The sequence below is a fragment of the Planomonospora sp. ID67723 genome, assembly GCF_015711605.1.
Taxonomy (GTDB): domain Bacteria; phylum Actinomycetota; class Actinomycetes; order Streptosporangiales; family Streptosporangiaceae; genus Planomonospora_A.
Window position 1 is genome coordinate 1,830,365 of the sequence record NZ_JABTEZ010000002.1, and the last position, 25,051, is coordinate 1,855,415.

At 71.4% G+C, this 25,051-nt stretch carries 24 protein-coding genes; 19 read left to right on the plus strand and 5 right to left on the minus strand.

Going from position 1 to position 25,051, the window contains the following annotated elements:
- Positions 1–12: 12 nt before the first annotated feature.
- The 3 genes from HS041_RS20760 to HS041_RS20770 are packed head-to-tail and all read right to left on the minus strand — an operon-like array spanning position 13 to position 2,871.
- Positions 13–1,074, minus strand: coding sequence for a mandelate racemase/muconate lactonizing enzyme family protein (locus tag HS041_RS20760; RefSeq protein ID WP_196442303.1), 1,062 nt, complete (start codon positions 1,072–1,074; stop codon positions 13–15).
- Entirely contained in the window at positions 1,071–1,946 is an 876-nt protein-coding gene (locus tag HS041_RS20765; RefSeq protein WP_196442304.1) for a 5-dehydro-4-deoxyglucarate dehydratase, read from the minus strand. The genes HS041_RS20760 and HS041_RS20765 overlap by 4 nt, the downstream gene beginning before the upstream one ends.
- A gap of 43 nt (positions 1,947–1,989) precedes the next feature.
- On the minus strand, positions 1,990–2,871 hold the full coding sequence (locus HS041_RS20770; RefSeq protein WP_196442305.1) for an NAD-dependent epimerase/dehydratase family protein: 882 nt from the start codon (positions 2,869–2,871) through the stop codon (positions 1,990–1,992).
- 249 nt (positions 2,872–3,120) lie between these two features.
- On the opposite strand from HS041_RS20770, the gene HS041_RS20775 reads away from it, so the two are divergent.
- From HS041_RS20775 to HS041_RS20810, 8 genes are all read left to right on the plus strand, one after another.
- Positions 3,121–4,110, plus strand: a complete 990-nt coding sequence (locus HS041_RS20775) for a LacI family DNA-binding transcriptional regulator (RefSeq protein ID WP_196442306.1) — start codon at positions 3,121–3,123, stop codon at positions 4,108–4,110.
- A gap of 29 nt (positions 4,111–4,139) precedes the next feature.
- On the plus strand, positions 4,140–5,063 hold the full coding sequence (locus HS041_RS20780) for an aldose epimerase family protein (RefSeq protein ID WP_307845383.1): 924 nt from the start codon (positions 4,140–4,142) through the stop codon (positions 5,061–5,063).
- 368 nt (positions 5,064–5,431) lie between these two features.
- On the plus strand, positions 5,432–6,409 hold the full coding sequence (locus HS041_RS20785) for a carbohydrate ABC transporter permease (RefSeq protein ID WP_307845384.1): 978 nt from the start codon (positions 5,432–5,434) through the stop codon (positions 6,407–6,409).
- A complete protein-coding gene (locus HS041_RS20790) occupies positions 6,393–7,256 on the plus strand; it encodes a carbohydrate ABC transporter permease (protein WP_196442309.1) in 864 nt (287 codons plus the stop codon). The genes HS041_RS20785 and HS041_RS20790 overlap by 17 nt, the downstream gene beginning before the upstream one ends.
- Before the next feature lie 45 nt (positions 7,257–7,301).
- Positions 7,302–8,573, plus strand: a complete 1,272-nt coding sequence (locus HS041_RS20795; RefSeq protein ID WP_196442310.1) for an extracellular solute-binding protein — start codon at positions 7,302–7,304, stop codon at positions 8,571–8,573.
- An 85-nt stretch (positions 8,574–8,658) separates the two neighbouring features.
- Positions 8,659–9,945, plus strand: a complete 1,287-nt coding sequence (locus tag HS041_RS20800; protein WP_196442311.1) for a Gfo/Idh/MocA family protein — start codon at positions 8,659–8,661, stop codon at positions 9,943–9,945.
- 3 nt (positions 9,946–9,948) lie between these two features.
- Positions 9,949–11,088: an alpha/beta hydrolase family protein gene (locus tag HS041_RS20805; protein WP_196442312.1), complete on the plus strand. Its 1,140-nt coding sequence runs from the start codon at positions 9,949–9,951 to the stop codon at positions 11,086–11,088.
- The gene (locus HS041_RS20810; protein WP_196442313.1) at positions 11,079–12,098 is read left to right on the plus strand and encodes a LacI family DNA-binding transcriptional regulator; all 1,020 of its coding nucleotides are present in this window, start codon (positions 11,079–11,081) and stop codon (positions 12,096–12,098) included. Before HS041_RS20805 ends, HS041_RS20810 begins: the two co-directional genes overlap by 10 nt.
- 25 nt (positions 12,099–12,123) lie before the next feature.
- Here the strand turns inward: HS041_RS20810 and HS041_RS20815 are convergent, their stop codons facing one another.
- Positions 12,124–13,113, minus strand: a complete 990-nt coding sequence (locus tag HS041_RS20815; RefSeq protein WP_196442314.1) for an SMP-30/gluconolactonase/LRE family protein — start codon at positions 13,111–13,113, stop codon at positions 12,124–12,126.
- A 109-nt stretch (positions 13,114–13,222) separates the two neighbouring features.
- Between HS041_RS20815 and HS041_RS20820 the strand changes: the two genes are divergently transcribed.
- The 10 genes from HS041_RS20820 to HS041_RS20865 all read left to right on the plus strand — a co-directional run bounded on the left by HS041_RS20820 (position 13,223) and on the right by HS041_RS20865 (position 22,819).
- Positions 13,223–14,137 carry a helix-turn-helix transcriptional regulator gene (locus HS041_RS20820; RefSeq protein ID WP_196442315.1) on the plus strand — a complete coding sequence of 305 codons (915 nt, stop codon included), beginning with the start codon at positions 13,223–13,225 and terminating at the stop codon, positions 14,135–14,137.
- An 84-nt stretch (positions 14,138–14,221) separates the two neighbouring features.
- Positions 14,222–15,658: an MFS transporter gene (locus HS041_RS20825; protein ID WP_307845385.1), complete on the plus strand. Its 1,437-nt coding sequence runs from the start codon at positions 14,222–14,224 to the stop codon at positions 15,656–15,658.
- Between the two features lie 20 nt (positions 15,659–15,678).
- Positions 15,679–16,299: a TetR/AcrR family transcriptional regulator gene (locus HS041_RS20830; RefSeq protein WP_196442316.1), complete on the plus strand. Its 621-nt coding sequence runs from the start codon at positions 15,679–15,681 to the stop codon at positions 16,297–16,299.
- 492 nt (positions 16,300–16,791) lie between these two features.
- Positions 16,792–17,811: an ABC transporter substrate-binding protein gene (locus HS041_RS20835; RefSeq protein WP_196442317.1), complete on the plus strand. Its 1,020-nt coding sequence runs from the start codon at positions 16,792–16,794 to the stop codon at positions 17,809–17,811.
- A 140-nt stretch (positions 17,812–17,951) separates the two neighbouring features.
- Positions 17,952–18,737, plus strand: a complete 786-nt coding sequence (locus tag HS041_RS20840) for an ABC transporter ATP-binding protein (protein WP_196442622.1) — start codon at positions 17,952–17,954, stop codon at positions 18,735–18,737.
- The gene (locus HS041_RS20845) at positions 18,730–19,644 is read left to right on the plus strand and encodes an ABC transporter permease (protein ID WP_230879159.1); all 915 of its coding nucleotides are present in this window, start codon (positions 18,730–18,732) and stop codon (positions 19,642–19,644) included. The genes HS041_RS20840 and HS041_RS20845 overlap by 8 nt, the downstream gene beginning before the upstream one ends.
- Complete coding sequence (locus HS041_RS20850) at positions 19,644–20,993, plus strand: LLM class flavin-dependent oxidoreductase (RefSeq protein WP_196442318.1); 1,350 nt, start codon at positions 19,644–19,646, stop codon at positions 20,991–20,993. Before HS041_RS20845 ends, HS041_RS20850 begins: the two co-directional genes overlap by 1 nt.
- 2 nt (positions 20,994–20,995) lie before the next feature.
- The gene (locus tag HS041_RS20855; protein ID WP_307845411.1) at positions 20,996–21,562 is read left to right on the plus strand and encodes an NADPH-dependent FMN reductase; all 567 of its coding nucleotides are present in this window, start codon (positions 20,996–20,998) and stop codon (positions 21,560–21,562) included.
- A complete protein-coding gene (locus HS041_RS20860; protein ID WP_196442319.1) occupies positions 21,559–22,125 on the plus strand; it encodes a flavin reductase family protein in 567 nt (188 codons plus the stop codon). Before HS041_RS20855 ends, HS041_RS20860 begins: the two co-directional genes overlap by 4 nt.
- Before the next feature lie 157 nt (positions 22,126–22,282).
- On the plus strand, positions 22,283–22,819 hold the full coding sequence (locus tag HS041_RS20865) for an NUDIX hydrolase family protein (RefSeq protein WP_196442320.1): 537 nt from the start codon (positions 22,283–22,285) through the stop codon (positions 22,817–22,819).
- 90 nt (positions 22,820–22,909) lie between these two features.
- On the opposite strand, the gene HS041_RS20870 is transcribed toward HS041_RS20865, so the two are convergent.
- Positions 22,910–23,797, minus strand: a complete 888-nt coding sequence (locus HS041_RS20870; protein ID WP_196442321.1) for a phytanoyl-CoA dioxygenase family protein — start codon at positions 23,795–23,797, stop codon at positions 22,910–22,912.
- 160 nt (positions 23,798–23,957) lie between these two features.
- Between HS041_RS20870 and HS041_RS20875 the strand changes: the two genes are divergently transcribed.
- Positions 23,958–25,013, plus strand: coding sequence for a LacI family DNA-binding transcriptional regulator (locus HS041_RS20875; RefSeq protein WP_196442322.1), 1,056 nt, complete (start codon positions 23,958–23,960; stop codon positions 25,011–25,013).
- Positions 25,014–25,051: the final 38 nt, after the last annotated feature.

The following is a 25,051-nucleotide window of genomic DNA, read 5'->3' on the forward strand; positions in this document are numbered from 1 at the left end:
CTTCTTCTCCGGTCACGTCCATGCCAGCCCCAGTCCGGCATTGCCCGCCGAGCGCAGCCGGGCGTCCCCGACCTCCACCGGGTACGGCTCGGCCAGCAGACCCAGGTCGGCCAGCGAGGCGTCCTCGACCAGCTCCACCATGACCGGGTGGTGCAGCGTCAGGGCCAGCTGGCCCGACAGCTCGGTCAGCAGGTGCGGGTAGACCGGGACGTCGAAGGCGCGGGCCAGCTCGGCGATGCGCAGGAACGGGGTGATCCCGCCGACCCTGACCACGTTGGGCTGGACCACGTCGCACGCGCCCGCGACGAGCAGGTCGCGGAAGCCGTGGACGGTGTAGACGTTCTCGCCCACCGCGACCGGCACGCCGATGCTGCGCCGCAGCTCCACGTGGGCGGCGACGTCGTCGGCGGGCAGCGGCTCCTCGATCCAGTGCAGGCCGTAGGGCTCCAGCGCCGCGATGGCGCGGCGGGCGCGGTGCAGGTCCCAGCGCTGGTTGGCGTCGATCATCAGGATCGTGCCGGGGCCGACGGCCTCGCGGACCGCGGCGACCCGCTCGACGTCCTCGGCAAGGTCGGGTCTGCCCACCTTGATCTTGACGGCCGGGTAGCCCGCGGCGCTCCAGCGCCCGGCCTGCTCGACCAGTTCCTCCAGCGAGTAGTGCAGATTGACGCCGCTGCCGTACACCGGGACGCTCTCCCGGCGCGGTCCGAGCACGTCCACCAGGGACGACTCCCCGCAGCGCAGGTCCCACAGCGCCAGGTCGACCCCGGCCATCGCGACCGTGGTGAGCCCGCCGCGCCCGGCCTCGCTCAGGTGCGTGCGCAACCGGTCCCACACCAGCTCAGGGTGGGCCGGGCCGCCGATCAGCGCCTCGCGGATGTCGTTGTCCAGCAGCGCCTGCACGGCTCTCGCGCCGATCTGCGGGGTCCAGGAGAAACCGGTGCCGATCCGCCCGTCCTCCAGCATGACCTCGCACACGATCACGTGGTTGCAGGGCACGTCCTCGCCCCACGGACGGCGCAGCGGCGCCGAGCGCAGGGTGGTCCTCAGGTCCTTGATGATGCCGGTGGTCATTCGGACACCAGGGCGAGGCCGTTCTTGATGAGCCCGTCGAGCTCGGCCAGGTGCTCGGGGGTGAGGTCGGTCAGCGGGGCCCGGACCGGCCCGACGTCCAGGCCGCGCAGCCGCAGTCCGGCCTTCACCAGGGAGACGGCGTACCCCGGCGCCTTGCTGCGCAGCTCGACCAGCGGCGCGTAGAACTCCGTCAGCAGCCGGTCGTGGCCGTTGAAGTACGCGATGGCGATCTCGGGAGCGAAGGCGAACACGGCCGAGGAGTACAGCTCCACGCCGAGGCCGCGGTAGGCGGGCATGGTGAGCTCGGCGGTCGGCAGGCCGTTGAAGAAGGTGAAGTCCGGGCCGATCTCCCGCCGGACCGCCAGCACGATGCGCTGCATCAGGTCGATGTCGCCCACGCCGTCCTTCAGGCCGATCACGCCGGGGATGCGGGCGAGCTCCACCACCGAGGCCGGGTCGAGCACCACGGAGCCGCGCTGGTAGACGATCACCGGCAGCTCCGCGGCGATCGCGCGTACGTACTCGGCGAAACCGGCCCTGGTGCCCTGCGTGAGGTAGGGCGGCATGAGCAGCAGGCCGTCGGCGCCCGCCTCGCGGGCCGTACGGGCCTGCTCGAGGGCGGCGCCGAGCGGACCGCCCGCGCCCGCCAGCACCGGCACCTCGCCCTGGACCGCCTTGGCCGCCACCTGCACGGCCCTGGCGTGCTCGCCCTGCGACAACGCGGAGAACTCCCCCGTGCCGCAGGCCACGAAGACGGCACCCGGGCCGTGCGCGAGGCCCTGGCGGATGTGCTCGGCCAGCACGTCCTCGGCCAGCGCGCCCTCACCGTCGAAGGGGGTCACGGGGAAGAACAGGACTCCGCTGAGATTCATCGTCAATGCTCCCTTGAGGAACTCGTCTTCGAAAAAGATCGTCTTAGGAAAGTTCGGTGCGCCAGCTGCGCTTGGCCTGCCAGCCGAGCATCCGCTCGGCCTTGGCGGAGGAGAATGCGGGGGCGCTGCCGGTGAGGGCGGAGGCGAAGTCCGCGGTGGAGGGGATGACCCGCGGCAGCAGCTCCGACAGCGGCTCGCGGGCCAGCGCGTCGGCGGCCCCGGCGAAGAAGACCTCGCCGTTGGGCAGGCCGGGGAGCCGGTCGAGCAGGATGAGCAGCAGATCGGCCGCGTCGCGGGCGTCGATGTAGTTGAACAGCGAGACTCCGGCGATGTCCGGCCGGTCCAGCCGCTCGGTCACCGTGTGCCCCGACTGGGTCGGCGCCCCCTCCCACTCCTCCGGCGCGATCACGAAGCAGGGCCGCACCGCCGCCAGTTTCGTCTCCGCGGTGCGCGCGAAGGACCGCATCGTCTCTTCGGCGACCAGCTTGGACAGGTTGTAGGCGTTCCACGGCCGGGCCGGGTGGTCCTCGTCGATGGGCAGGTAGGCGGGGGCCCAGCCGCCCGGCGAGCCGTACCCGATGACGGTCGGGCTGCTGGCCACGATCACCTTGCCCACGCCCAGCGCCACCGCCGCGTCGCAGACGTTGAAGGCCAGCTGGGTGTTGGTGCGGAAGGTCACCTGGTCGCTGTGGCTGAACGGGGTGGCGATGGCGGCCAGGTGCACCACGGCGTCCGGCCGGAAGCGCGCGATCACCTCGTACGCCTCGCCGAGGTCGGTCAGGTCGGCGGGGAGGCTGGCGGCCGCGTCGGCGGGGGTGCCCGGCGCCCGGTCCACGCCGATCACCTCGTGCCCCGCCGCGGCGAGCGCGGACACGACGCTGCGCCCGAGGCGCCCGGCGCTCCCGGTGACAAGAGTTCTGCTCACGGGTGTCTTTCCCTTCTGGCAGCCGCCAGGAACCCCTGGGGCTGCAACCAGTTGCACTGAACAGTGTCGTCATCTGGCTGAAACGTCAAGGGGGCAATTTGCCATGCGCCTGTGACCAGGGGGATCGTTGACATCTCTTGATCGGCCCGCTCCGCAACCGGTCGCAGTACCACGCGCATCACCCCTGGTGACGTCTGGTAGAGGCACAACCGTTTGCGTTACGGTGCGCCGGAGCGCGGGAGGTGTGCCATGGCGGTGACGATCAGGGATGTGGCGCGGGCGTCGGGGGTGCATGTCTCGACGGTGTCGCGGACGTTTTCGGCGCCGCATCTGGTGAATGCGGAGACGCGGAACCGGGTGCTGGCGGTGGCGGAGGGGTTGGGGTATCGGCCGAATCGGGCGGCGCGGGCGTTGACGACGGGGCGGACGCACAATCTGGGGTTGATCGTGGCGGATATCGCCAATCCGTTCTTTCCTCCGTTGATCAAGGCGGCGCAGGCGCAGGCGCGGGAGCGGGATTATCACGTGTTCGTGGCCGATACCGATGAGGATCCGGTGTTGGAGCAGGAGTTGATCGAGATGTTGTGCAAGCAGGTGGACGGGGTGTTGTTGTGCAGTCCGCGGTTGTCGAACCGGGTGATCGAGCGGCTTCGGGCGCAGGTGCCGTTTGTGGTGGTGAACCGTCGGGTGAAGGGGTTGGCGACGGTGTTGATGGATGTGGGTCAGGGGGTGCGGGCGGCGGTGGGTCATCTGGCGGGGTTGGGTCATCGGCGGGTGGCGTTGTTGTCGGGGCCGGCCGGCTCGTGGACCAGCGGAGAGATCCGTGAGTCCGCGGCCGAGCGGGCCGCCGACCTCGGCCTGGAGCTGACCGTGCTGGGCCCGAACGCCCCGACCGAGCAGGGCGGGCTGGCGGCGGCCGGGGCCGTGGCGGCTGCGGGGGTGACCGGGGTGTTGTGCTACAACGACCTGGTCGCGCTGGGCCTGATCGAGGGGCTGCGTGAGCGCGGTCTGGACGTGCCCGGCGACGTGAGTGTGATCGGCGTCGACGACAGCCTGCCGGGCCGCCTCAGCCGGCCAAAGCTGACGACGATCACGATGCCGACCGCGGCCGCCGGGCGGATGGCGGTCGACCTGCTGCTAGCCTCCGTCGCCGCGGGCGAGGCGGCCCCGCGCACCACCGCCAGGCTGGAGACCAGCCTGGTGATCAGAGAATCGACGCAGAGAGCGAGTTCACCGTGAGATTTGGATCCACACCCGCCGGAGACGCCGTGGACCGGCACGTCCTGTCGAACGGCCGGATGCGCGTAGGGATCCTGACCCTCGGCGCGATCGTCCAGTCGGTCGAGCTGCCCGACGGGACCGACGTCGTCCTCGGCCTGCCCACCGTGGCCGACTACCTGACGCGCAGCCGCTACTTCGGGGCCCTGGTCGGCCGGTACGGCAACCGCATCGCGGGCGGTCGTTTCACCCTCGACGGCACCCCCTACCAGCTGCCCCTCAACGACAAGGGCAACAGCCTGCACGGTGGCGAGACCGGGTTCGACAAGCGGATCTGGCAGGCGGAATCGGACGGCGAGCGGGCCGTCCGGCTGACCTACGTCAGCAAAGACGGCGAGGAGGGGTATCCGGGCACTCTCACCGCGTCGGTCACCTACACCCTCACCGACCGCGACGAGCTGCACATCGGCTACCACGCCACCACCGACGCGCCCACCGTGCTCAACCTGACCAACCACTCCTACTTCAACCTCGCCGGCTCGGGCGACGTGCTCGGGCACGTCGTCACCATCGAGGCCGACCGGTACCTGCCGGTCGACGAGCGCAAGATCCCCCTCCCCGGAGAGCCCGTGCCGGTGGCGGGCACGCCGTACGACTTCACCGGGCCGACGGCGGTGGGCGCGCGGCTCGAGGGCTGCTACGACCACTGCTACGTGCTGCGCCCCGGCGGGGTGATGCGCGTGGAGGAGCCGGTGAGCGGCCGGGCGATGGAGGTGACGACCACCGAGCCGGGGGTCCAGTTCTACACCGGGCACATGCTGGACGGCGTCGCCACGCCGTACGGCAGGTACGCCGGGCTGTGCCTGGAGACCCAGCACTTCCCGGACTCGCCGAACCGTCCGGACTTCCCCTCCACCGTGCTCAGGCCGGGGCAGGAGCATGTCTCGACGACCACCTACCGGTTCGTGAGCTGACCCAGGCGCGTCCATATCGGGGAAACGCGCCGTGACCGGTGTTTCCGGGACCGGCGCGGTCCTCGGTCATCGAGTGCGCAAGCCAATCATCCCATGACCCTATATATGGCCTTACGACTGCAACCGCTTGTAGCAACAAAGCCGGATCTGGAAAATTGTTTACCCGGCGCACACCTGCCTGTAACTGATCTAGCTGCGGAAACAGGGTTAGCGATATATCGGTAACAGCTATGTAACGCCTGCAAAGGGTTGACGTAACTTTCTCCGGCGCTATAGGAAAGCGCCATCCAATCACGTCACATCGGGAGGTCCCGTGATGACGACCGAATCAAGAGATGTCGGAACCCAGTCCTCTCAGGGGTTCCGCCGTGGTTGATTCTCTGTCGCTGAAGTCCGAGGTCGCGGCTCCCGCCCCTGCTCCCGCTCCCAAGCGCGGGCGTGGGCGCCCCCGGCCCACCGTCCGCTCCCGCCGTGAGGCGTGGACGGCCCACCTGTTCCTCGCCCCGTGGTTCCTCGGCCTGTTCCTGATCACGGTCGGCCCCATCGTGGCATCGCTCTACCTGTCCTTCACCGACTACAGCCTCCTCGACGAGGCCAAATGGGTCGGGCTGGACAACTACGTCAAGATGTTCACCGAGGACCCGCGGTTCTGGGCCTCGCTGAAGGTCACCACGATCTACGTGGTCGTCTCGGTGCCGCTCCAGCTCGGCTTCGCCCTCGCCCTGGCCCTGCTGCTGGACCGCGGACTGCGGGGCCTGTCGTTCTACCGGTCGATCTACTACCTGCCCTCGCTGCTGGGCGGCAGCGTGGCGATCGCCATCCTCTGGCGGAAGATCTTCGGCGCGGACGGCCTGGTCAACGCGGTGCTCGCGCTGTTCGGCATCCAGGGCACCAGCTACGTCAACAACCCCGACACCGCGCTGGGCACCCTGATCCTGCTGCACGTCTGGACGTTCGGCGCCCCGATGGTCATCTTCCTGGCCGGCCTGCGGCAGATCCCGAGCAGCTACTACGAGGCCGCCTCGATCGACGGCGCGGGAGCCGTCCAGCAGTTCAGGTCGGTCACGTTGCCGCTGCTCACGCCGATCATCTTCTTCAACCTCGTGCTCGAAGTGATCAAGTCGTTCCAGTCGTTCACCCAGTCGTTCATCGTGAGCAACGGCACGGGCGGCCCGAGCGACTCCACCCTCTTCTACACGCTCTACCTCTACTCGAAGGGGTTCAAGGAGTACGAGATGGGCTACGCCTCGGCGATGGCCTGGGTGCTCGTGATCATCATTGCCGGCCTGACCGGGGTCAACTTCCTCGCGTCCAAGTATTGGGTCTTCTATGGCGACAGCAAATAGCCGGAATCCGGTCCTGTACCGGCGCCGCGTCTCCAGGGGTGCCAAGCACCTGATGCTGATCGGCTTCGGCCTGGTCATGCTCTACCCGCTGCTGTGGATGGTCTCCAGCTCCCTCAAGCCGGAGGAGCTGATCTTCCGGGAGCCGGGTCTGCTCCCCAGCACGATCACCTTCGACAACTACACCGAGGGCTGGAACGAGCTCGCCCATCCGTTCGGCTACTACCTGTGGAACTCGGCGGTCATCACGGCGCTGTCGGTCGTCGGAAACCTGGTCGCCTGCTCGCTGGCCGCCTACTCCTTCGCCCGGCTGAACTTCCCCCTGAAGAAGCTCTGGTTCGCGCTCATGCTCGGCACGATCATGCTGCCGTTCCACGTGGTGATCGTGCCGCAGTACATCATGTTCTCCCAGCTGGACATGATCAACACGATCTGGCCGCTGATCCTGCCGAAGTTCCTGGCCCACGACTCGTTCTTCATCTTCCTGATGGTCCAGTTCATCCGGACCCTCCCGCGGGAGCTCGACGAGGCCGCCGCGATCGACGGCGCCGGGTACTGGCGCACGTTCTTCCGCGTCATCCTCCCGCTCTGCACCCCCGCGCTGGCCACCACGGCGATCTTCACGTTCATCTGGACGTGGAACGACTTCTTCAGCCAGCTGCTCTACCTGAACAACCCCGACAACTTCACCGTCCCGGTGGCGCTGCGCACCTTCCTGGACTCCACCGGTGAGTCGTCGTGGGGGCCGATGTTCGCCATGTCGATCATCGCGCTCGGGCCGATCTTCGGATTCTTCCTGGCCGGCCAGAAGTACCTGATCCGTGGCATGGCGACCACGGGTCTCAAGTAGTCCTCTTCAACCCCCCTGAGAACGAACAAGAGGAAGGACCGAGAGATGCGCTCTCTCAAGACGGCGGCCCTGCTCGCGGCGGCCGCGATGACCCTGGCGGCCTGCGGCAGCGGCGACGGCGGCACCGCCGAAGGCGACGGCAAGGTCAAGCTGCGCTTCTCCTACTGGGGCTCCGACGCCCGGCAGAAGCTCACCGAGCAGGCGATCGCGGCGTTCGAGAAGAAGAACCCGACCATCGACGTGGTCGGCGAGTTCTCCGACTGGCCGAGCTACTACGAGTCGCTGGCCACCAAGGTGGCGGCCAACGACGCGCCCGACGTCATGACCCTGGAGATCCGCGGCCTGGCCGAGTACGCGGGCCGCGGCGCCCTCGCCGATCTCACCGGCAAGGTCAACGTCGCCGACCTCGACCAGCAGGTGCTCTCCACCGGCAGCTTCGGCGGCAAGCAGTACGCCATCCCCACCGGCGTCAACGTCATGGGAGTGATCGTCAACAAGGCCGTCCTCGACAAGGCGGGCGAGGAGCTCCCGGACGACAAGACCTGGACCTGGGACGACTACATCAAGCTCTCCGAGAAGATCACCAAGGCCGGGGACGGTTCGACCTTCGGTACGGAGTACACCTTCAACCAGGTGTACCTGTCCATGTTCGCCGCGCAGCGCGGGGAGAAGTTCTACAACAACGGCAAGATCGGCGTCACCCCCGAGACGATCAAGGCCTGGTGGGCGAACTTCGACCAGCTGATCAAGACCAAGGGCTCGCCCGACGCCGCGAAGATGGCCGAGATCGCCGCCGCCGGCGTGGAGCAGTCGCTGATCGGCACCAACAAGGGCGCGCTCGGCATGTGGTGGAGCAACCAGCTCGGCACCCTGAGCAAGGTGTCCGGCTCCGAGCTGACCATGCTCCGCCTCCCCAAGGCGGAGGGAGCCTCCACCCACGGCATGTTCCTCCAGCCCGCCATGCACTGGACCGCCTCCAGCAAGACCGAGCACCCGGCCGAGGCCCAGAAGTTCATCGACTACCTGGTCAACGACCCCGAGGCCGCCGGCATCCTGCTCAGCGACCGCGGTCTGCCGATCAACTCCAAGGTCCTCGCCACGGTCAAGGACAAGCTGCCCCCGGCCGACCAGCAGGTCTTGGCCTTCGTCGACTCGATCAAGAGCGAGCTGGCCACGGCGGAGGTCCCGCCGAAGGGCGGCTCGAAGATGGAGGACATCGTCCGGCGCTACTCCGAGGCGGTGACCTCCGGCCAGCAGAGCGCCGACGACGCGGCCACCGAGCTCCTCAACGCGGCCAACGCGGCCATCGCCGGCTGACCGCCACCGGGGAGACACCCTAAGACTGCCGTACGGCTCGTTGCGGGAGCGCGCGAGCCGTACGGCGCACCATCGGGGAGAAGAGATGAGATACGCATTCGTCGGGCTCGGCCACCGCGCCCAGATGTACGTCGACGCGCTGCTCGGCGACTGGCGGGACACCGGCACCGTCGTCGCCCTGTGCGACGCCAACCGGACCCGCATGGACTTCTACGCCGAGCGGATCGGCGCGCCGGTGCCCTGCTTCGCGCCGGACGACTTCGAGAAGATGCTCGAACTGTGCGACGCGGTGGTCGTCGCCACCGTGGACGCCACGCACGCCCACTACGTCGTCGCGGCGCTGGAGGCGGGCAAGCGCGTCATCGTGGAGAAGCCGCTGACGACCGACGCCGAGGGGTGCGCCGCGATCGCCGCCGCCGCCGAGCGGAGCACCGGCTCCCTGGTCGTCACCTTCAACTACCGCTACTCGCCCCGCAACTCCGCGGTCCGCCGCCTCATCATGGACGGCGCGATCGGCGAGATCACCTCCGTGCACTTCGACTGGGCGCTGGACACCATCCACGGCGCCGACTACTTCCGCCGCTGGCACCGCGACAAGGCCAGCTCCGGAGGCCTGCTGGTGCACAAGTCCACCCACCACTTCGACCTGGTCAACTGGTGGCTGGCGGCCACGGCGGAGAGCGTGTACGCCCAGGGAGACCTGCGCTTCTACGGCGCGGAGAACGCCAAGGCCCGCGGCCTCGACCCGCGGCCCGAGCGCGGCCAGGGCGCACCGGGCCTCGGCACCGACCCGTTCATCCTGGACATCTCCGCCGACCCCCGGCTCAAGCGCCTCTACCTGGACGCCGAGCACGAGGACGGCTACATCCGCGACCAGGACGTCTTCGCCGAGGGCGTCACCATCGAGGACAACATGGCGGTCCTGGTCCGTTACGACAACCGGGCTGTGCTCACCTACTCGCTCAACGCGCACGCGCCCTACGAGGGCTACCGTGTCGTCTTCAACGGCACCGGCGGGCGGATCGAACTGGAGGTGTGCGAGCGGGCCTGGACTCCGCCGCACGCAGCGATCGACCCGACCGCGGCCTCCAAGGAGCACGCGGCGGGCGCCTGGGAGAAGCTCACCCTGCACCAGCACTGGCAGGAGGCCCGGGAGATCCCGATCGAGCAGGGCGAGGGCGGTCACGGCGGCGGCGACCGGCTGCTGCTGGACGACGTCTTCCGCGGGCCCGGCGACGACCCGCTGGCCCGGCAGGCCGGCTACCTCGACGGGATCCGCAGCGTCATGGTCGGAGCCTCGGCCAACGAGTCCATCCGTACCGGCCGGCCCGTCCACCTGACCGACGGCGGCACCCGCATGTCGGACCGCTGAGTCGTGCCGTCCGACTCCGCTTCTGCCGGAGAGCCGCGCCGCCTGCGGCACCTCGGAGAGTTCTCCGCTCTCGCCGGGATCGCCGCGGCGCAGCGCGGGTTGTTCCCCCCGCCCGGTCCCGGGCTGCGCGAGCGGGCACGCGACCTGCTGGGCGTCCTCGAGCTGACCGCGGCGGACGTGCGCACCGAGCGGACCTGGAAGGCGGGCGAGCTGTCCGGGGAGGAGGTCTCCTGGGACGTCGGGTTCGGCCCCAGGACCCGCGCCTACGTGCTGCGCCCCCGCGAGGCGGGCGACGCGGTGCTGCCGGGAGTCCTCGCGCTGCACTGCCACGCCGGGATGAAGTGGGCGGGCAAGGAGAAGATCGCCGACGGCCCGGAAGGCCACTCCGCCGAAGTGGCCCGGCTGCGGACCGCGCTCTACGACGGCAGGGCCTGGGCCGGGGAACTGGCCGCGCGCGGGTTCACCGTACTGGTGCCCGACGTGCTGGGCTGGGGCAGCCGCAGGATCCCGCTCGCCGACATGCCGGAGAACGTGCGCGGGAACCCCGAGCCCGGGGTGGGTGAGGCCGACCGCTACGACGCCGCGGCCGCCCGGCACGAGCACGTGCTGGCCAAGTACTGCACCGTGCTCGGCACCTCGTACGCGGGCGTCGTCGCGGGTGAGGACCTGGCCGCGGCCGCCTATCTGCGTTCCCGCCCCGACACCGGGCCCGTCGGCTGCGCCGGGCTGTCCGGCGGCGGCCTGCGCGCGGCCCTGCTCGGCGCCTTCGATCCCGGCATGGCGGCGGTCGCCGTGATCGCGATGGTCTCCTCCTACCGTGACCTGCTGGACGGGTACGTCGCGAGTCACACCTGGATGTTGTACCCTCCGGGCCTGTCAAGGCTGTGCGACCTGCCCGACCTGGTGGCCTGCGCGGCCCCCCGGCCGTTGCTGGTCTGGTACGGCGAGCGCGACGCGATCCTTCCGGCGGACGGGATGCGTCGTGCCCATGCGATGATCACGGCACATTACCGGCGGGCCCCGGCGGGCTACACGGGCGTGTTCGCCGACACGGGGCACTGCTTCGGCATCCCGGCTCAGGAGCGGGTCTTCGGCTGGCTCGCCCGCCACTTGAGAGCAGATGGAGGTGTGCCATGGCGGTGACGATCAGGGATGTGGCGCGGGCGTCGGGGGTGCATGTCTCGACGGTGTCGCGGACGTTTTCGGCGCCGCATCTGGTGAATGCGGAGACGCGGAACCGGGTGCTGGCGGTGGCGGAGGGGTTGGGGTATCGGCCGAATCGGGCGGCGCGGGCGTTGACGACGGGGCGGACGCACAATCTGGGGTTGATCGTGGCGGATATCGCCAATCCGTTCTTTCCTCCGTTGATCAAGGCGGCGCAGGCGCAGGCGCGGGAGCGGGATTATCACGTGTTCGTGGCCGATACCGATGAGGATCCGGTGTTGGAGCAGGAGTTGATCGAGATGTTGTGCAAGCAGGTGGACGGGGTGTTGTTGTGCAGTCCGCGGTTGTCGAACCGGGTGATCGAGCGGCTTCGGGCGCAGGTGCCGTTTGTGGTGGTGAACCGTCGGGTGAAGGGGTTGGCGACGGTGTTGATGGATGTGGGTCAGGGGGTGCGGGCGGCGGTGGGTCATCTGGCGGGGTTGGGTCATCGGCGGGTGGCGTTGTTGTCGGGGCCGGCCGGCTCGTGGACCAGCGAGGAGATGCACGCCGCCGCCACCGCCGCCGCGGCCGAGTTCGGCGTCGAGCTGATGCTCCAGGGCCCGAACGAGCCGAACGAGCAGGGCGGGCTGGCGGCGGCGTCCGCGGTCGCCGGGTCGGGGGTGAGCGGGGTGTTGTGCTACAACGACCTGGTCGCGCTGGGCCTGATCGAGGGGCTGCGTGAGCGCGGTCTGGACGTGCCCGGCGACGTGAGTGTGATCGGCGTCGACGACAGCCTGCCGGCCCGGTTGAACAGGCCGAAGCTGACGACGATCACGATGCCGACCGCGGCCGCCGGGCGGATGGCGGTCGACCTGCTGCTGGCGGCCGTCAACGCCGGGGACTCGGAGACGCCGGCGCTGGCCCGGCTGGAGACCAACCTCGTCGTGCGCGAGTCCACCGGGGCGGTGGATCGGGTCGCCGGTGCGGCCCAGCCGAGCCTGCGCGGGTAACGGGCGGCACCCGCCGGGTGCTACGTCAGTGCTTCCGCAGGGTGAAGGTGTCGGTGGTGATGCCGGCGAACAGCAGGTCCAGCCGGCCGCTCAGCACGTGGACCGACCCGTCGGGCCGCACGGCGGCGGTGGTCGGGGCCTGGTCGGGCCAGGCCCGCTCGCCGGTCACCGTGGCGCGTGACCAGCCGGCCGAGGGCCGGACGGTGAAGACCGCGTCGGTCCCGGACGCGGCGACCTTGTTGGTCACCACCACCAGTGAGCCGTCGCGCCGCAGCACGATGCCGTCGGCGCCGGGCAGCGCCCGGTCGAGCCGAACCTGCCGCAGCGCGCCGGGCCGTCGCACCGGGACCCGCCACAGCGTGCCGTCGTCGTATTTGCCGATCAGCAGGTGCCCGTCCCGCCAGGCGATGCCGTTGGCGCCGAAGCCGTCGCCGCCGCTGAGCCGCCGGTCACGCAGGAGGACCGAGGCCTCGCCCCGCGTCGGGACCCGGTAGACGATGGGCGCGAAGGAGTCGGTGACGTACACCGTGCCGTCGGGCGCGACCGCCAGGTCGTTGGCGAAGTGCCGCGCGCTGTCGCCGGCGACCTCGGCGAGATCGACGTAGCCGGTCCGCCGGCCCGACGCCAGGTCGTAGATCCCCAGGCCGGCGAGGCGCCCCTGGGTGCCGGGGGAGGTCCGCACGCCCATTCCGGGGTCGGCATTGGCGACCAGGAGCCTGCGCCGGGCGGCGTCCACCTGGATGCCGATGGCGGAGATCAGCGCCGGGTCGTCCACCAGAGTGCGGACCGAGCCGTCCGGCCGCACGACCGACACGGTCCCGTGCCGCAGGGAGCTGACGAGGTAGGCGCCGCGGGTCGGGTCGTAGGCCACGCCCTCCGGGTGCAGGCTCGGCGCCCGGCCCTCGATGACGTCGGGCGTGGCGGCCGAGGCCGCCGGCGCCGGGGCGAGGACGGACGCGAGGGCCGCCGCGGTCAGGATGGTCTTCAACCGGCGCCGGGCAGAGATGCTGGGCACGAGATGTCCTTTCGTTCCAGATCGGAGGTCGTGTGACCACCCTGGCCGCCGCGCGCGGGGGCTGACAGATCCCCTCGATACTGTTAGTGCGACTACCAGGGAGCCGCGGATGAACGAGGTGCGCCGGACGGCGCCGGTGGGCGAGGTGCGCCGGACGGCGCCGGTGGGCGAGGTGCGCCGGACGGCGCCGGTGGAGGAGGTGCGCCGGACGGCGCTGGCGAACTTCCTGCGGACGCGGCGCGCCGGGCTGACACCGCAGGAGGTGGGCCTGGCGCCGGGGTTGCGCCGCCGGGCGCCCGGGTTGCGCCGGGAGGAGGTGGCGCTGCTGTCGGGTGTGGGGATCACCTGGTACACCTGGCTGGAGCAGGGCCGTGACATCAACCCGTCGCCGGAGGTGCTCGCGGCCATCGCGCGGACCCTCAGGCTCGACGACGCGGCGACGGGCTACCTGTTCCGCATGGCGGGGCAGCAGCCGCCGGAGGGGCCGGCGGGATCGGGCGATGTGTCCGGGCACCTGCTGGATCTGATCCACGCCCAGGACCCCGCCCCCGCCGTCATCATGGACGGCTGCTGGGACCTGCGCGCCTGGAACGCCGCCGCCGACGCGCTCTACCGCTACTCCGACCAGTCCCCGGAGGACCGCAACGTCGCCTGGCTGATGTTCGCCTCCCCGGACATCCGCGTGTTCACGGTGGGCTGGGAGCACCATGCCCGGCGGATGCTGGGGGAGCTGAGGGAGAGCTTCGCGCGCCGCCCCGACGAGCGGATGGCCCGCCTGCTGGCGCGGTTGCGCGGGCGGTTCCCGGAGGCGGACGCCTGGCTCGACGAGCGTGAGGTCAGCCGCCGGGCCGGCGGCATCACCAAGGAGATCCGGCACCCCGAGGCGGGCACGCTGCTGCTGAACCAGATCGTCCTCCACCCCGCGGAGGCCCCGGATCTGCAGGTGGTGATCCTCCAGCCGCTTGCCGGGACGCCGACGGACCTCCGCCTCGCCGGTCTGGCGGCGCCGCGGTCCCGGCGCTAGACCGCGAAACAGTCCGAACACTTCTGTTCGGTTTATGTTACCTTCTAACCCGAACACATCTGTTCGGGTTAGAAGGAGATCCTTGTGGCTCACTCCACGGCTCATCCCGAGGCGACCCCTCACCACCCCCCGGCCGGCTCCCGCCGCTGGCCGGCCCTGGCCGTACTGTGCCTCGCGCAGTTCATGGTGATCCTCGACATCACTGTGGTGAACATCGCCCTGCCCGCCGTCGGCGCCGACCTGTCCCTCGACCGGTCCGCCGCGACCTGGGTCGTCACCGCCTACACGCTCTGCTTCGGCGGCCTGATGCTGCTCGGCGGCCGGCTGTCGGACCTGTACGGCCGCCGCCGGATCTTCCTGGCGGGCCTGGTCGTGTTCACACTGGCCTCGCTGGTGGCGGGCCTGACCGGCTCCGGCCCGGTGCTCATCGCCGCGCGGGCCGCCCAGGGCGCGGGCGCCGCGCTGCTGTCGCCGTCGGCGCTGTCGATCGTGACCACCACCTTCCACGGTCCCGAGCGGCACCGCGCACTCGGCGTGTGGGCGGCGATCGGCGGAGGTGGCGCGGCCGCGGGCGTCCTGATCGGCGGAGTGCTCACCTCGGGTCCCGGCTGGCAGTGGGTGTTCTTCGTCAACGTCCCGGTCGGCGTGCTTGTCGCCGCGGTACTGCCCCGCCTGGTGGCCGCGGGTCCGGCGACGGCCTCCGGCGGACGCCTGGACCTGCCCGGCGCGGCACTGGTCACCGCGGCGACGGCGGCGGCCGTCTACGGCCTGGTCCGGGCCGGGGACACCGGCTGGAGCGATCCGTGGACCCTTGCCGCGCTGGGCGCCGGGCTGGTCCTGGCCGGGGTCTTCGCCGCGGTCGAGCGGCGTGCTCCGGCGCCGCTGGTCCGGCTCGAACTGCTCGCCCGGCGCCCGGTCGTCGCCGGCAACGTCGTCATGCTGGCCGCGTCCGGGCTGCTGCTGGCGGCCTTCTTCCTCACCTCCCAGTACCTGCAGCGCGTCGCGGGCCTGTCCGCCCTGGAGACCGGCCTGGCGTTCCTGCCGGTGGCCGTCGCCACGGTGATCGGCGCCCACCTCGGCGCCCGCCTGGTCGTCCGGGTCGGCGGCCGGGTCGTCGCCGTCCTCGCCTTCGCTCTCACCGCCGCCGGGATGGCGCTGCTGTCGCGCCTGCCGGTACGGCCCGACGTGCTGGTCGACGTGGAGCCCGGGTTCGCGCTGGCCGCCCTGGGACTCGGCGCCGCGTTCGTCACCGCCACCACCACCGCCATGGCCCACGTCGCCCGCCACGAGGCCGGTGTCGTGTCGGGGCTGGTCAACACCGGACACGAGCTGGGGGCCGGCCTCGGCGTCGCGGTCATCTCCACCCTCGCCGCGACCGGTGTCGGCGCCGCGCAGGCCGGCGGATTCGCCGACGCCTACCGGGCGGCGGCGATCGGCGCGGCCGCCGTCGCGGTGATCGCCGCGGTGGTCCTGCCCAAGGGACGGCCTCCGGCGACCGACGGTCCGATCTTCGCCCACTGAGCAGGCCGTACGCTTGCCCCATGGCCACCGACCACACCGGCGTCGTCCCCGGCGCCGGCTCCCGCACCCGGCGCCGGGCCGATGCCGAGCGGAGCATCACCGCCATCGTCGAAGCCGCTCTCGTCGCCTTCCGCAGCGACGCCGACGCCACCATGGCCGACATCGCCCGCACCGCCGGAGTCGGCCGGGTCACCCTCTACAGCCACTTCCCCTCCCGGGAGGAGCTGCTCGAAGAGGTGATGGCTCGCGCCATCGAGGACGTGCGCGCCGTCCTGGCGGCCGTCCCGGTGGAGGGCCCGCCCGCCAGGGATGCGCTGGCCGGGGTGGTCCGCTCGTGCTGGCAGGTCCTGGACCGCTACCGGAGTCTGCACGCCGCGGCCGTCCGCGTCCTCGGCCCGGAGCGCATGCGTGCCCGGCACGACGAGCCGCTGGCCACCATCGGCGCGCTGGTCGAGCGGGGGCAGCACGACGGCACCATCCGCGCCGACCTCCCGCGCGACTGGCTGGTCGCCACCGTCTACAGCCTCCTGCACGCCGCCGCCTCCGAGACCGAGGCCGGCAGGCTCTCCCCGGGCGACGCCGCGGGCGTCCTGGAGGCGACGGTGGTCTCCGCGCTCTCTCCGGCCCCGGCCGCCGGGTGAGATCCGGGCCGCCTCCCGCGCCCGGTGATCCGGGCCCGCGGCCGGACGCAGGGCCGAAGGTCCTGCCGGGAGGCGTCCTCCGATCCGGGTCCCGCCGTCCCCTTCGCTGATCCACCGAGCCCGTGGAAGACGGCGTTCCCCCGCCTGAGTGCGGGGAGCGACTCCGATCATATTTCATGCAAAGCCAGTAGGTAATGTTGACTTTGTGACGGCAGGGTCGTAGGTTCGAGTCATGAGACAGGGGCTTTACCTGACCCGACGCCCGCACGTGGACTTCTGCCACGTCGCCAGCGCGCAGTGTCGTTGATCGCGGATCTCTGACGTTCCCCACCCGGTGAAGGCGCGGCCGGTGACCCGCCGCGCCCGGGCTCTCCCGCCTCGCGTGGCCGACGGCGTCCACGTCCCCTTCGCGAAATCGTTCCCCCGGCATGCTCCGCCCGCGGCACGGCGCCGCGCAGGCATGCCCTTTCTTCCTGCACGAGGACTACTTCCGTGATCAGAACCAGGCACATCTTCGCCTCCGTCCTGCTGGCCTTCTCTCTGGCCGCCTGCGGCTCCGCCTCCGGAGCCGCCAAGCCCGGAGGGCTCGAGGTGACCGAGCTGCGTTACCAGGGCGGCGTCGGCGCCGTCACCTTCCCCGAGCTGGCCGAGCATCTGGGCTACCTCGGTGACATCAAGCTCAAGTGGGTCGGCAACACCATCTCCGGCCCGCAGGACATCCAGTCGGCCGCCACCGGTCAGACCGACTTCGGCGGCGCCTTCAACGGCGCCATCGTCAAGCTCGCCGCCGCCAAGGCGCCGATCAAGGCCGTGGTCGGCTACTACGGAAGCGACGAGGACAGCTTCATCGGCTACTACGTCGCGGACGGGTCGCCGATCACGGGGCCCCGCGACCTGATCGGCAAGAAGATCGGGGTCAACACCCTCGGCGCCCACCTGGAAGCCGTGCTCAAGGAGTACCTCAAGCGCGGCGGCCTCACCCCGGAGGAGATCGGCAAGGTCGAGCTGGTCGTCGTGCCGCCGGTCAACACCGAGCAGGCCCTGCGCCAGGGCCAGATCGACGTGGCCGCGCTGTCGGGCGTCCTGCGCGACAAGGCCCTGGAGCGCGGTGGCATCCACCCCCTGTTCAAGGACATCGACCTGTTCGGCTCCTTCACGGCGGGCAGCATCGTGCTCCGCCAGGACTTCATCGCGCGCAACCCCAACACGACCAAGAAGTTCGTCGAGGCCTTCGCCAAGGCCGTCGAATGGACCCAGACCCACTCCCGCGAGGAGGTGATCGCCACGTACAAGGAGATCATCGCCAAGCGCGGGCGCAACGAGGACGCCGCGACCGTCGGCTTCTGGAAGAGCAGCGGCGTGCACGGCAAGGGCGGCGTGATCGACGCCAAGGAGTTCCAGACCTGGGTCGACTGGCTGGAGCGCGAGGGCGAGATCAGAGCCGGCCAGGTCAAGGCGTCCGACCTCTACACCAACGAGTTCAACCCCTTCGCCTCCGGGAGCACCTCGTGAGCCTGCACACCGCCGAACAGAGCGTCGCCGGCCGGGCCGTCCCCGGGCAGGAGGACCTCGCGGGGAGCACCGCCGGGCGATCCGCCGTTCCCGTCCCCGAGGCCGCCGGATCCGGGCGCCGCGCCGCGGGCCCGCCGAAAATCGCGATCCGGGACGTCGGCAAGGTCTTCCGGGTCAGGGGAGCCGACCGGCCGTTCACCGCGGTCGAGGGCATCGACCTCGACGTGCGCGAGGGGGAGTTCCTCACCCTGGTCGGGCCGAGCGGCTGCGGCAAATCCACCCTGCTCGACCTGGTCGCCGGTCTCACCGCCCCGACCACCGGGCGCATCCTCATCGACGGCAGGGAGATCACCGGCCCCGGTCTGGACCGGGGAATCGTCTTCCAGCAGTACGCCCTGTTCCCGTGGCGCACGGCGCTGGACAACATCGCCTTCGGGCTGGAGGCCAAGGCCGTACCGAAGAAGGAGCGGCAGGATCGGGCCCGGCACTACCTGGACCTGGTCGGGCTGGACGGCTTCGGGCAGCGGTACCCGCACGAGCTGTCGGGCGGCATGCGCCAGCGCGTGGCCATCGCCCGCAGCCTGGCCTTCGACCCGGACGTGCTGCTGATGGACGAGCCGTTCGCCGCGCTGGACGCCCAGACCCGTGAGTCGTTGCAGGAGGAGCTGCTGCGCATCTGGGAGAAGACGAACAAGACCGTCGTGTTCATCACCCACGGCATCGACGAAGCCGTCTACCTGGGACAGCGGGTCGCGGTGATGACCTCCAGGCCCGGCCGGATCAAGCAGGTCCTCGACGTGGCGTTCGACTCGCGCGAGGGCGACCTGCGCGCGGACCCGCGCTTCGGCGAGTACCGCCACCACATCTGGACCCTGCTGCGCGACGAGGTCGCCGTGGCCCAGGAACAGGAGCGGACCATTGGCTGACACTCTCACCGCGTCCGGGGCCCAGGCTCCCGGAGGCGAACCCCCCCGGGCAACGGCCCCGGGGGCCGGGGCCGCGCGGGGCGACGCGCCCACCGCCGACGACAGGGCCACCAACTTCTTCAAGGTCACGGGAAGGACGCGAACTCCGGCGGTGCCGCGGCTGGCCGCGGCGGCCAACCGGTCGCTGGCGATCGTGCTGCTGGCCGGCGCCTGGGAGGCGCTGCCCCGCACCGGAGCGGTCGACCCGGTGTTCGTGCCGCCGTTGTCGGAGGTCCTGCTCGCCTGGTACGACCTGCTGCTCGGCGGGCAGCTGCCGGAACACTTCCAGGCCTCACTGCTCCGGTCCCTGTCCGGGTTCGGCCTGGCCATCGCGCTGGCCATCCCGCTCGGCCTGGCCATCGGCTGGTACCGGCCGCTCGCCGACTTCCTCAGCCCGGTGCTGGAGCTGTTCCGCAACACCTCGGCCGTGGCCCTGCTGCCGGTCTTCATCCTGATCTTCGGCCTGGGGGAGACCTCGAAGATCGTCTTCGTGTTCTACGCCTGCGCCTGGCCGATCCTGCTGAACACCGTCAGCGGCGTCAAGACCGTGGAACCGCTGCTGATCAAGTCGGCCCGGTCCATGGGCCTCGGCCCGTTCAGGCTGTTCCAGAAGGTGATCCTCCCGGCGGCCGTACCGACCATCTTCACCGGCATCCGGCTGGCGGGCGCCTACTCCATCCTCGTACTGATCTTCGCCGAGATGGTCGGGGCCAAGGCCGGGCTCGGCTACCTCATCCAGGACGCGCAGTTCAGCTTCCGCATCCCCGACATGTACGCCGGGATCATCACGATCTCCGCCCTCGGCCTGCTGTTCAACCTGCTCCTGCTCAGCGTGGAGCGCCGCTTCTCGACGTGGAGGACCACCTGATGCCCACCCGCACGCTGCACCTGAACGCCTTCCTCATGGGCGTCGGCCACCACGAGGCGGCCTGGCGCCATCCGCGCACCGAGCCCGCCCGGCTGAGCGACGTCCGGCACTACCAGCAGCTGGCCCGGATCGCCGAGCGCGGCCGGCTCGACTCGCTCTTCCTCGCCGACGGCCTCGCCCTGCAGGGCGACGTCCGGCACAACGCGCTCGGCGGGCTCGAACCCCTCACGCTGCTGTCGGCACTGGCCGCGGTCACCGACCACATCGGCCTGATCGCGACCGTCTCCACCACCTACAACGAACCGTTCCACGTGGCCCGCAAGTTCGCCTCACTGGACCACATCAGCGGCGGCCGGGCCGGATGGAACATCGTCACCTCCGCCGGAGAGGCCGAGGCGCGCAACTTCGGCGTCGAACGCCCCGCGCACGCCGACCGCTACGCCAGGGCCACCGAGTTCCTGGAGGTGGTCACCAAGCTCTGGGACAGCTGGGAGGACGACGCCGTCGTCGGCGACCGCCGAACGGGCGTCTACGCCGACACCGGGAAGATCCACGCCCTCGACCACGACGGGGTCCACTTCCGGGTCCGCGGCCCGCTGAACACCTCCCGCCCGCCGCAGGGGCACCCGCTCCTGGTGCAGGCAGGTTCCTCGGAGGACGGCAAGGAGTTCGCCGCCCGGCATGCCGAGGCCGTCTTCACCGCCCAGCAGACCCTGGCCGAGGGGCAGGAGTTCTACGCCGATCTCAAGGGCCGGCTGGCCCGGTACGGCAGGCACGAGGACGAGCTGCTGATCCTGCCCGGCATCTCCCCGATCATCGGTTCCACCGAGCGGGAGGCGCTCCGGCTGGAGAAGGAGCTGGAGGATCTCATCATCCCCGCGTACGGCCTGGCCCAGCTCTCGCACATGGTCGGCATCGAACTGTCGCACGACGCGCTGGACCGGCCGCTGCCCGACGTCTCGGCCGAGACGGAGGGAGCGCAGAGCCGCCGCAAGCTGGTCATCGACCTCGCCCGCCGGGAGAACCTCACCGTCCGGCAGCTCCTCGCCCGCCTGGCGGGCGGGCGGGGGCACCGGGTCGTGGCCGGCACGCCCGAGCAGATCGCCGACGAGATCCAGGTCTGGTTCACCGGGGGCGCGGCCGACGGGTTCAACATCATGCCGCCGGTCCTGCCCGGCGGCCTGGAGGACTTCGTCGAGCACGTCGTGCCGGAACTGCAGATCAGGGGCCTGTTCCGGACCGAGTACGAGGGCCGGACCCTGCGCGAGAACTACGGCCTGGCCCGGCCCGCCTCCCGCCACGCGCGGCCCGTGGCGGCCGGGCGGCTCGACGCGGCGGTGGTCTCGTGAGCATCCCGGTGACCGGCGGCCGGCGGCGGCCGGGCGGCCCGCCGACGGGCTCCCTCGTCGCACTGGTCGGAAACCCCCGCGCGGACTCCAGGACACGGGCCGTGGCCGTGGCCGCGGCCGAGGAGGTCGGGCGGCGGATCGGACACGACGGGCCCCCCGAGGTGGTGGACCTGTCGGCGCTGGGACCGCACCTGCTGACGCCCGGCCCGTCCGCAGGCGTGGAGGTGGCACTGGAACTGGTCGCGGGGGCCGACGTGCTCGTGGTGGCCAGCCCCACCTACAAGGCCACCTATACCGGCCTGCTCAAGGTGTTCCTCGACCGGCTCCCCGGCGGCGCGCTGGCCGGGACCGTGGCACTGCCGCTGCTGGTCATGGGCGATCCCCGGCACGCCCTGGCCGTCGAGCTCCATCTCCGGCCCGTCCTGGTCGAGCTCGGCGCCCACGTGCCCACCCCCGGGCTGGCGCTGCCGGAATCCGAGCTCCCCGATCTCGGCCGGGCGCTCACGCGGTGGGCCGACCGGATCGCCCCGCAGGCGGCCGCGGTGATCAGGGAAGGAGCGGGAACATGACGGAGACCCTCCCGGCCGACCTGCGGGGCCTGCCCGCGGAGCACGGTGCCGGCCGGTCCTCGGACGACGGTGCGGGCCGGTCCGTGGACGGCGGCGCCTTCCGGCAGGCCCTGGCCGTGCACGCCGCGGGCGTCGTCGTGGTCACCGCGCAGAGCCAGGGCGTGCCCGTCGGGCTGACCGCGACCTCGTTCTCCTCGGTCAGCCTGGACCCGCCCCTGGTCTCCTTCTACGTCGACCGGGGCTCCTCCACCTGGCCCTGGCTGCGTCAGGCCGACCACTTCGCGGTCAACATCCTGGCCAGCGACCAGGCCGAGCTGGCCGCGCGCTTCGCCAGCAAGGGCCTCGACCGGTTCGCCGCCCCCACCCGGTGGCGTCCCGGTCCGCTCGGGGCGCCGCTGCTGGAGGACGTTTCCGCGCACCTGGTCTGCCTGCCGTACGAGACGGCCGACGTGGGCGACCACGTCCTGGTCGTGGGCCTGGTCGCCGAGGCGGCCGTGCGCGGCCCGGGCCGTCCCCTGCTGTACCACCGGGGTCGTTTCGGCCGGTTCATCGCCCACCCCTGACCGGGCGCACCGGCCGGGGCGGGGGCGGGCGCCCGCCGGGGAGGCGGCTCTTGACGAGCCGCCTCCCCGGCGATCCGCGCCGGGCATCGGTCCGTCTCCCCGTTCCGGTTCCAGGAGCGGTCGTGTCTCCGAGACGGCCGCGAAGTACGATCGTTCAATGACCGAAATGACCGAAACCTCGCCCGGCTGGCTCACTCCCGACGAGCTGGAGGCGACGCGCGCGCGGATGCCGATCCTCTACATCGACGCCGTGCCCGTGCGGGTCGACGAGGCCGGAGTGGTCACGCGGGTCGGCCTGCTGCTGCGCATCGGATCGGGCGGGAAGGTCAGCCGCGCCCTCGTGTCCGGGCGGGTGCTCCACCATGAACGCGTCCGCGACGCGCTCATGCGCCATCTGGAGAAGGACCTCGGCCCCGTGGCGCTGCCCCAGGTTCCGGCCTCTCCGCAGCCGTTCACCATCGCCGAGTACTTTCCGACGCAGGGCGTGACGCCGTACCACGACCCCCGGCAGCACGCGGTCTCGCTGGCGTACGTCGTCCCGGTCGCGGGGGACTGCCGCCCCCGCCAGGACGCCCTCGACCTCGTCTGGTTCACCCCGCAGGAGGCCGCGTCGCCGCTGGTGCAGCAGGAGATGACCGGCGGGCAGGGCGTCCTGCTGAAGCAGGCCCTCGCGCACGTCGGCTGCCTTCCCTGACGCCCCGGGCGGTGCCGCAGGGCCGCGACCGGGTTCCGGAGCGGGGGCGCCCCCGCTCCGCCCGCGGCCGGCGGCCTCGCCCGGGGCCCGTCACGCGTCGCCCATCACCAGGCCTTCGATGGTGTGCTTCTGCACGATCGGGCGGAGTTCGCCGACCACCGGGCAGGGCAGATGGTCGCGCACCTGCGGCGGCAGGCTCTCCCAGTAGCCGTGGGTGACGGCCATGTCGTGGCGGGCGGCGTTGCCCGCGCCCGGGGCGTCGACGCCCAGGACGAGCACGGGGCGTGCCTTGGCGGAGCGATTGGCCGTGCCCCGGTGGATCGTCAGCGCGGAGCGGGCCGAGATGTCGCCTCGCCGGGGATATTTGCGCACGGCGCGCTCGCGGTATCGCGGGTACGCGTCTCTGGGCGGGAACATGCCGTGCTCGAACGGCGTGCCGTCGTCCCACTGCGTGCCGGGGGCGATCTCGAACGGTCCCATGTCGGGTTCGGTGTCCACGGCGGTGAGATTGAAGGCCAGCGAGGTGAGCCGGCGGTGCGCCCGGGTCTCCTCGGGCATGGGGAAGTCGCGGTGCCAGGGCTGGTCGACCGCCCCGGCCAGCGGAACGTCGAAGCCCAGCTCGACGATCTCGTAGCGGGGGCCGAGCACCGCCGCACAGACCGCGGTGACCCACGGATGGGTGACCAGATCGACGAAGCCGCGCATCTGCTCGGGGTGGATCTCCACGTAGTAGCGGTTCGGGCCGCGTCCCACCGCGCCGCCCGGCCGGGAGAGCGCCTCGTGGAAGGCGACGTCGATGTCATGCGCCATCCGGTCGGCCCACGCGACGCCGAAGGCGCCCTGGCGGGCGGTGATCCCCTCGCGGTGAAGCTGCTCGACCGCGGTCGCCACGACCGCCTCGTCCACGTGCGCGTCCCGCCATGCCGCCGGCTCCCGCCGGGATGTCCCCGCAGGCGCGGGGCGGATCGTCTCCGTCATGAACCTCGGCCTCCTCGTTGTGTGGTTTCCTTATGTTGCAACGTTGCATGCAGCGTTGCAACAGAGGCCTCCTGGACAGGGAGGGCGAGGTGCACGAACATCTGGTGCCGGGCCGGTGCGGCGACTCCGGACGAGATACGCGGACACGGAGGACGGGACGGTGGGCGCGAGCCTGAAGGACGTGGCGGCGCGGGCGGGAGTGTCCGTGCGCACGGTGTCGAATGTCGTCAACGACTTCCCGCTGGTCGCCCCGGAGACCCGCCGGCGCGTGCAGCAGGCGCTGGAGGAGCTCCAGTACCGGCCCAACGCGGCGGCGCGGCGACTGCGCGCGGGCCGGTCCGGGCTGATCGGGCTGGTCATCCCGGAGATCGACTCGCCGTACTTCGGGGAGCTCGCCTCCCTGTTGGTCCAGTCGGCGCAGGAGTACGGCTGGACGCTGCTGGTCGACCAGACCAACGGCGACCCCGAGCACGAACGCCGGCTGCTCGACGGCCTGCCGGGGCAGATCGTCGACGGCCTGATCACGAGCCCCTGGAGCCTGTCGCCCGCGGATCTGCAGCGGCGCGCCGACGCCGTACCGCTGGTCCTGCTCGGCGAGCAGGACGCCGCCGGGCTGATCGACCACGTGAGCGTGGACTCCGTCCAGGCCGCCGCCGAGGCCACCGGGCACCTGATCGGCCTGGGCCGCCGCCGGATCGCGGCGATCGGCGTGCAGCCGGATCTGACCAACGGCACGGCGCAGCAGCGGGTGACCGGATACCGGCAGGCGCTACGCGCGGCGGGATTCCCCCACGACCCGGCGCTGGAGGTGCCGGTGACCACCCTGCACCGGGCCGAGGGCGCGCGGGCCATGCGCCGGCTGCTGGACGGAGGCCATGCCCCGGACGCGGTCTTCTGCTTCAGCGACCAGCTCGCGCTGGGAGCGCTGCGGGCGGCGCTGGAACACGGTCTCACCGTGCCGCGGGACCTGGCGGTGTGCGGGTTCGACGACATCGAGGACGGCAGGTACGCCACTCCGTCGCTGACCACCGTGGCCCCGGACAAGGCTGAGATCGCCAGACAGGCCCTCGCCTGCCTGGCCGATCGGTTGCGGCGGCCGGCGTCCGGCGCGGCGGTCCGGGACGAGTCGGCGGCTCGGGGGGACGCGCCGCCGGCGCGCAGGATCGTGGTCGCCCACCGGCTGGTGGTCCGCGAGAGCACGGCCGGGCGTTCGTGATCACACCGTCGGACCGGCCCCGGCCGGCGGACCCGGGA